The sequence below is a fragment of the Synechococcus sp. H60.1 genome (assembly GCF_047462335.1).
Lineage (GTDB): Bacteria > Cyanobacteriota > Cyanobacteriia > Thermostichales > Thermostichaceae > Thermostichus.
Map to the genome: position 1 here is coordinate 2,901 of NZ_JANSJA010000146.1, position 6,306 is coordinate 9,206.

The following is a 6,306-nucleotide window of genomic DNA, read 5'->3' on the forward strand; positions in this document are numbered from 1 at the left end:
CCCTATTGGGAACATAGACTCAGGCAGCGCTCCCGAATCGCCTGGAGGTTAAAGGCCAAGTCCCGGCGGAGGCGCCGTTCCACCAGGCCGACCGGCATGCGACGCGGCGGCTTCACCTGCAGGTGGTAGGTGAGCAAAGTTTGATGGTTTAGCCACTCGGCCAGTTCCCAAAACCCCTCGAAAAGGAGAAAATCCCCTTCCACCTCCTGGAAGCGAAGCTGGTGGGGAAAGATTTCCTCAATGGCCAGCACCACTGCCGCCGAAAAGCGGGCAAATAAAACCTTTTGGGATCCCACTTGGCGCACCAGTTTGCGGCCATTCTCGCTGCCGAGGAGGCGGCTTTCCACCAAGTTGGGAATGAACTCCGCCAGATGGTCGTAATCGGTTAAAACCTGCCAAACCCACTGTCGCTCCACCGGAATAAGGACGCGGCCCTGCACATGGCGGCGGCGCTCCCCCAAGTCCTCCACCTCCACCTGGATATCTTCGGGAACTGGGATCCCGTCTTCCGGAGCAGGGTCTGGGAGGCCTTGGGGATCCTGTGGGGAGTCGGAAGGCATGGCCAGCAATCGGAGCGCGTCAGGGTTACAGAACCAAGGGGAAGGGCCGGCAGCCCCAACCCAAGCCCAGTTCATTGTAATTGTGCATCAGATAGCGCACTAGGGGAAAAGGGCCTGGAACCAGGCGACGATCACCTGCCACACTTGATCCAGAAGAGCAAAGGGATCCCGCAGCTCCTGCAGCACCTGCCGCGGGCCAATCCTAAAGACCACGTACAGCACGGCCAGGAGAACTACGATCCCCACCGCCGTCCAGATGGCCTCTCGAACCACCCGCACCCAGAAAACCAGCATAAAAATGGCGATGGCCACCGCGGCCACCAGCGGCAATGTCTCCAGTACCATCGGATCCCCCCCGTTTGGCTCAGATGTTTTGGATTTGACCCCACTGTAGCCAGTTTGAACTGAGAATAAGGTGCTCGCAAATGCCCGCTGACAAGGGATCCCATCCCGTAAAATGGGATCACCTCGATGAGCCTTCTTTGCTTGGCTAGACGTATGGACATCATCACCTTTGGCTGGGTTGCTGTTGCTGCTTTCTTTGCCCTTTCCATTGCCTTTGTGGTCTGGGGCCGTAACGGCATGTAGTGGATCCCGCCTGGCCCTGTTGTTGCTCGAGGACTTCGTCCTGCTCTATGGAAATTGACTTGCCCTGGGTTGTCCGCCTCGCCTACGGCAGCATCTTTTTGCTCTTGACGGCTGTCACTGTGGGCGTTGGCTACATCACCTTTATCGACTGGCGGGATCGGCGGCGGCGCAGCGAGGCAGAACGGCAAGCTCGTCGCTCCAAGCGGCGGTAGCTACTGGGGTTCTGGGAGATTCCAAGAAGCCTCGCGATCGGGCCTGTCGTCAACGGTTCTCAGGGCAGGAGGGGCCACCCAGGGCAAGGGATCCTCAGGCTGGAGGCAAAAGAGCTCTTGCAGGAGACTCTGGTTGGCTTCCCAGAGAGCTTGTAGGTTGTAGCCAGCGTAGGTGGGCAGAAAATCGGCCAGCTTGCGGTTGGCCTCTCCCAGCAGGATCATGCAGCCGCGGCGGTTGCCGTTTTGCAGGTGGTAGTAGGCCACGGCGGTTTGCAACAGCCCCTGGTAGAAGCGCCGCTCCGGATCTGTTGCCTCCATCCACAGCGCCTCCAGGGTGTCGTGGCAGGCGTAGAACTCCCCCCGGTTGAATTGCACAACGGCTAGTTGCAGCGCTTCTGGGTGGCCATCGCTCATGGGTCTAGGCACAGTTGCGACTCAGGGGCGGCTGCTGCAGGGATCCCTGCGGCAACACCAGGGCAAAGCAGGTCTTACCGTGGCCGCTTTGTACACAGACGCTGCCCCCCAGCCGCTGCATCCACTGCTTAACCAAAGCCAGCCCCAGGCCGGTGCCGCCCCGCTTCCAGGGATCCCCGCTGGGGATGCGGTAGAACTTCTCAAAAATGCGCTCCCACTCGCTGCGGGGGATCTCCACCCCCTCGTTGATAACCCGAATTTGCACTTGTTCAGGGCTGAGGCGGCGCGCCGTCACCGTGATGCGGTGGTGAGGCGGGGTGTACTTGCAGGCGTTGTTGACCAGCTCCTGCACCACCCGCTCCAGACCCACCTGATCCGTCACCACCTTGCCCACCGCTGGGTCAATCTGCCACCGCAACTGTTGCTGATTGGCCTGGGCCCGCTGCACAAAGGGCTGGAGCACAGTGGGCAGCCAGGCGGCCAGGGACACTTCTTCAAGATGAAGGGGTTTGGATCCCTGCTCCAGCCGCTGCAGATCCAGCAGATCGTTGACCAATTCCGCCTCGCGCTCGCACTCCTGCTCCAGGATTTGCAAGTATTGCTCCCGTTTTTGCGGGGTGCGGGCCAGCTTCAGCAGTTGGATGGCCATTTTCATGTTGGTGATGGGCGTGCGCAGCTCGTGGGAGACGGTGCTCAAGAAATCATCTTTGAGGCGGTTGAGGCGTTCCAGCTCGCTGATTTGCTGCACCGAGGCCTGGTAGAGACGGGCCTGGCGGATGGCGATGGCACAGTGATCCGCCACCTGCTGCACCACCCGCACCTCCAGCTCATCAAAGCACTCGTCTGCCGGCTTGGCCAACCACAGATCGCCCAACACGGCCTGATCCTCCCGCAGCGGACATACCAGCAGGGTCAGCCCTTCCCGCCGCGGGATCCAGCTTTGCCCCGACAAATGGCACAGTTGCGCCGCTTGCCCCCTTTGCAGTTGCTGGTAGAGATCCGGGTAGTCGGCTAGGGTTAGAGCGATCCCGCCGGCGGGCGGCAGGGCGGCGGTGTACTCGTAGCGCACCGTGGCCTGGCCGGCTTCCGGATCGTAGAGACAGAGATCGCAGCCTTGGATGGACAGCCCCAGAGCCAACTCCTGCACCACTGCCCGCAGGATCTGGGCTTCGTCCAGGGTGGTGCGCACCTGGTCGGTGACCCGCTGCAAGAGGGCATCCATAGCCAGAGAGCGCTGCAGGGCCGCCGTCCGCTCCTGCACCTCCTGCTCCAGACGGGCGTTGAGATCTTGCAACTGCCGGTAGAGCTGGTTTTGCGTGATCGAGAGGGCCAGGTGCACGGCAGCGCGGCTGACGAGCTCCAGCTCTGGGGCCGACCAAGCCTTGGGCTCGTCAATTTTCAGCTCCCGCCAGGCGGCAAAAGAGATCAAGGGCAGTTGTTGACGGGGATCCTCCCAACCTTCCCCTTGGGCAGGCCAGCGGTAGCCGGCCCAGTGGGTCTCTTGGCAGATGGCGCCACGAAACACGCTCAGCCAGCCCACCACCTGCTCGTTCCAAAGCAGCGGTACCGCCAGCAGCCCGCGGATGGGCGTCTGCTGCACCTGCGACCGCAGTTCTGGCCACTTCTCCAATTGCGAAAGCGACCAGGTTCTCACCCCGTTCCCTGCCGACTTGGCTCGTCCCACCTGCTCCTGCAGCCAGGCGTCGTACCCTGCCGGCGGCTGGCTCCCATAGCAGTGGAGAGTCTCCAAGCCCATGAACTGGATGCGCAGCCGCGCCCCGATCCCTTGGAGCTGGGCGGTAAGCTGCTCCAGGACGGTGCTCAGGGTGGTTTCGGGGTGAAGCGGCGAGTACACCAGCGCCGCAATTTGGTTAATCAAGCGTTCCTGCTGCGCCTTCCGCCGCGCCTGCTCCAGCAATTCCGCCTGGGCAATGGCAATCGACACCTGATCCGCCACCAACTGCACCACCTGCAGCTCCTCAGCAGAGTAGGAGCGCGGCTCGGTGTGGTGGGAGACCAAGAGCCCCCACAACTGCTGGTGATGCAGGAGGGGCACCACCAGGGAAGAGGCTACCCCCATGCACCTGAGGTAATGGCCATGGCAGGGATCCACCGGCCGCTGCGGCACCTCTCCCAGAGGCAAAGGCTGGGCCTGGGCAAAGCGGCCCAGGGGCTCCGGCTGGCTGAGGGAGCGGGTTTGGCCCTCCACATCCACGATGACCCGCACCTGGGCCAGGCGAAACAGGTGCCGCGCTTGCTCAGGAATATCCCCCGCCGGAAAAGACAAACCCAGGAGAGAGGGCAGGCGCTCAGCTTGTCGAGCTTCCGCCACCACCGTTCCATGACCTTCCGGGTCGAAGCGGTACACCTTGACCCGATCCGTGCCCAAAAAGGCGCGCACCTCCTCCACCGTTGCCCTCAGGATCTGATCCAGCTCCAGGGATTGCCGGATCTGGTGGGTAATGCGGTTGATGAGGGCATCCCGGCTGGTGCAGGCCGCAGGAGCCAAGTTTTCCGTAGCCATCTCTCCATAAGGAAGCGCAGAAGTATTGGAAGCTACACTCCCTCTTTCACGATAGCGCCCCCTGCCGGGAAGTTACAGAGCCGCAAGGGAAAAGCTCAAGGAATTCAAAAGTTCTCCACTCTCCTTCACAAAGGGGGCTGGGGCAGGCGGAAGAGGCGGGCGGCATTTTGGCTGGTCTGTTGGGCCAGGTCTTCCAAGGGGATCCGCAACAGCTCCGCCAGGGTTTGGGCCACCCGCTGCACATGGGCTGGCTCGTTGCGCTTGCCGCGGAAAGGGGTGGGGGCCAAAAAAGGGCAATCGGTTTCCACCAAAAGCTGGGACAAGGGCACCTCCAAGGCCGACCGGCGCACGGTCTCGGCGTTCTTGAAGGTCACGATGCCGCTAAAGCTGATGAAGCAGCCCAGCTCCACAAAGAGCCGCGTCTCCTCCGGGGATCCGCTCCAGCAGTGCATCACCACCCGCAGCGGCCCCCCAGTGGCCAGGGCCTCCTTGAGGATTTCGTAGGTGGCTGCTGCCGCCTCGCGGCAATGGACGATCAGGGCCAAATCCTGCTCCTGGGCAATGGCAATGTGGGCGCGGAAGGAGGCTTGTTGCCGCTCGATGTCCGCCGGGTCGGACTTGTAAAAATCTAAGCCCGTCTCCCCGATGGCCACCACCCGCGTGTCGCTGGCGGCCAACTGGGCGATCTTTTCGGCCAGATCCGGCTGCCACTGGCGCGCCTCCAGAGGGTGCAGCCCCACCGACAAGAAGACTTCGGGGTACTGGTCGGCAATGGCCTGCAACTGGGGAAATTCCGCTGGCGTTACACAGGAGTGCACCAGTTGCCGGATCCCGGCCTGGCGCCAGCGCTCGGCCACCTGGGGCAGATCTTCTGTAAAGTCGGGATAGTTCAGGTGGACGTGGGTGTCCACCAGAGGGGCAGCGGGCAAGACGGCGGTGCTCAAGGCTCAGCTCCCGAACAAAATGTTGCGGACTCTATCCAATTTTGACACTCCCCCGCTGGGAAACCGGTGGCTTTACACGGCTATTCGTAAAAGCGGTTCTCGGCCCGGTCGGGATCCTAAGGATCCCTTCTTGCCGGCAAGCCTGGGGGAGCAGGATGATCCATGATGATTAAAGAAATCTGACGCTGGAGGTTTGTTATGGCCCGTACTCCCTCGACCATGCTGCCTTTGGGCACCCCGGCCCCTGACTTCAGCCTGCCGGATGTGGTGAGCGGCCAAACCATTTCCCTCTCTACTTTTGCCGACAAGCCCGCTTTGCTGGTGATGTTCATCTGCCAGCACTGCCCCTATGTGAAGCACGTGCAAGAAGAGCTGGCCCGCATCGGCAGAGATTACAAGGATCGCGGCGTCGGCATTGTAGCCATCAGCGCCAACGATGTGGAGAACTACCCCGACGACAGCCCCGAGAACTTGAAGAAGATGGCCGAGACCTTGGGCTTTACCTTCCCCTTCTGCTACGACGAAACCCAAGAGGTGGCCAAAGCCTTTAGCGCTGCCTGCACCCCCGACTTTTTCCTATTTGATGCGGAGCGTAAGCTGGTCTACCGGGGCCAACTGGACGACAGCCGCCCCAGCCTGACGGATGTGCCGGTGACGGGCAAAGACTTGCGGGCGGCGCTGGATAACCTGCTGGCGGGCAAGCCCATTGATCCTGACCAAAAGCCCAGCCTCGGCTGCAACATCAAGTGGAAGCCCGGCAACGAGCCCGACTACTTCAAGCAAGCCTAAATCCGCCTGAAGTCGTTGAGTATAACCCAAAGTTGCCGACCAGGGGTACAGCGCCTACCCTCAGAAAAAAGCGGGCAGCGATGTTAAAAAATTGCGCTGGCTCGCTGGTTTAAAGCTGCAGGAAATTGGGCAGGTGCTCCTGCCGTCCAGCAAAGCCGAGGTTGGCAAAGGCAATTCTGGCCATGCTCTAACAGCTACTCCCACTGCCTCTGCTCAAATGGCCAGTGTAGCCCATCAGTAAACTACCCGCTTCTGGCCGCTAAGCGGTACGGAGC

The 6,306-nt window shown here is 61.5% G+C and carries 8 protein-coding genes; 3 read left to right on the forward strand and 5 right to left on the reverse strand.

Annotated elements, in window-relative coordinates:
- Positions 1-2: 2 nt before the first annotated feature.
- Both NW852_RS07580 and NW852_RS07585 read right to left on the reverse strand, forming a co-directional pair.
- Positions 3-560 carry an SRPBCC family protein gene (locus tag NW852_RS07580; RefSeq protein WP_414376158.1) on the reverse strand — a complete coding sequence of 186 codons (558 nt, stop codon included), beginning with the start codon at positions 558-560 and terminating at the stop codon, positions 3-5.
- 99 nt (positions 561-659) lie between these two features.
- Positions 660-905, reverse strand: a complete 246-nt coding sequence (locus NW852_RS07585; protein WP_414376160.1) for a hypothetical protein — start codon at positions 903-905, stop codon at positions 660-662.
- A 126-nt stretch (positions 906-1,031) separates the two neighbouring features.
- Here NW852_RS07585 and NW852_RS07590 point away from each other — a divergent pair, with 126 nt between their 5' ends.
- Together NW852_RS07590 and NW852_RS07595 are read left to right on the forward strand one after the other, a co-directional pair.
- On the forward strand, positions 1,032-1,148 hold the full coding sequence (locus NW852_RS07590; protein ID WP_414366420.1) for a cytochrome b6-f complex subunit PetN: 117 nt from the start codon (positions 1,032-1,034) through the stop codon (positions 1,146-1,148).
- 47 nt (positions 1,149-1,195) lie between these two features.
- Entirely contained in the window at positions 1,196-1,360 is a 165-nt protein-coding gene (locus tag NW852_RS07595; RefSeq protein WP_414336459.1) for a hypothetical protein, read from the forward strand.
- Here NW852_RS07595 and NW852_RS07600 read toward each other — a convergent pair whose 3' ends face one another.
- The 3 genes from NW852_RS07600 to NW852_RS07610 all read right to left on the reverse strand — a co-directional run bounded on the left by NW852_RS07600 (position 1,361) and on the right by NW852_RS07610 (position 5,242).
- A complete protein-coding gene (locus NW852_RS07600) occupies positions 1,361-1,786 on the reverse strand; it encodes a DUF309 domain-containing protein (protein ID WP_414426608.1) in 426 nt (141 codons plus the stop codon).
- Positions 1,779-4,298 carry a GAF domain-containing protein gene (locus tag NW852_RS07605; RefSeq protein WP_414371242.1) on the reverse strand — a complete coding sequence of 840 codons (2,520 nt, stop codon included), beginning with the start codon at positions 4,296-4,298 and terminating at the stop codon, positions 1,779-1,781. The genes NW852_RS07600 and NW852_RS07605 overlap by 8 nt, the downstream gene beginning before the upstream one ends.
- Positions 4,299-4,423: 125 nt before the next feature.
- Positions 4,424-5,242: a TatD family hydrolase gene (locus NW852_RS07610; protein ID WP_414366417.1), complete on the reverse strand. Its 819-nt coding sequence runs from the start codon at positions 5,240-5,242 to the stop codon at positions 4,424-4,426.
- Between the two features lie 198 nt (positions 5,243-5,440).
- On the opposite strand from NW852_RS07610, the gene NW852_RS07615 reads away from it, so the two are divergent.
- Entirely contained in the window at positions 5,441-6,031 is a 591-nt protein-coding gene (locus tag NW852_RS07615; protein WP_414366415.1) for a thioredoxin family protein, read from the forward strand.
- Positions 6,032-6,306 lie beyond the last annotated feature (275 nt).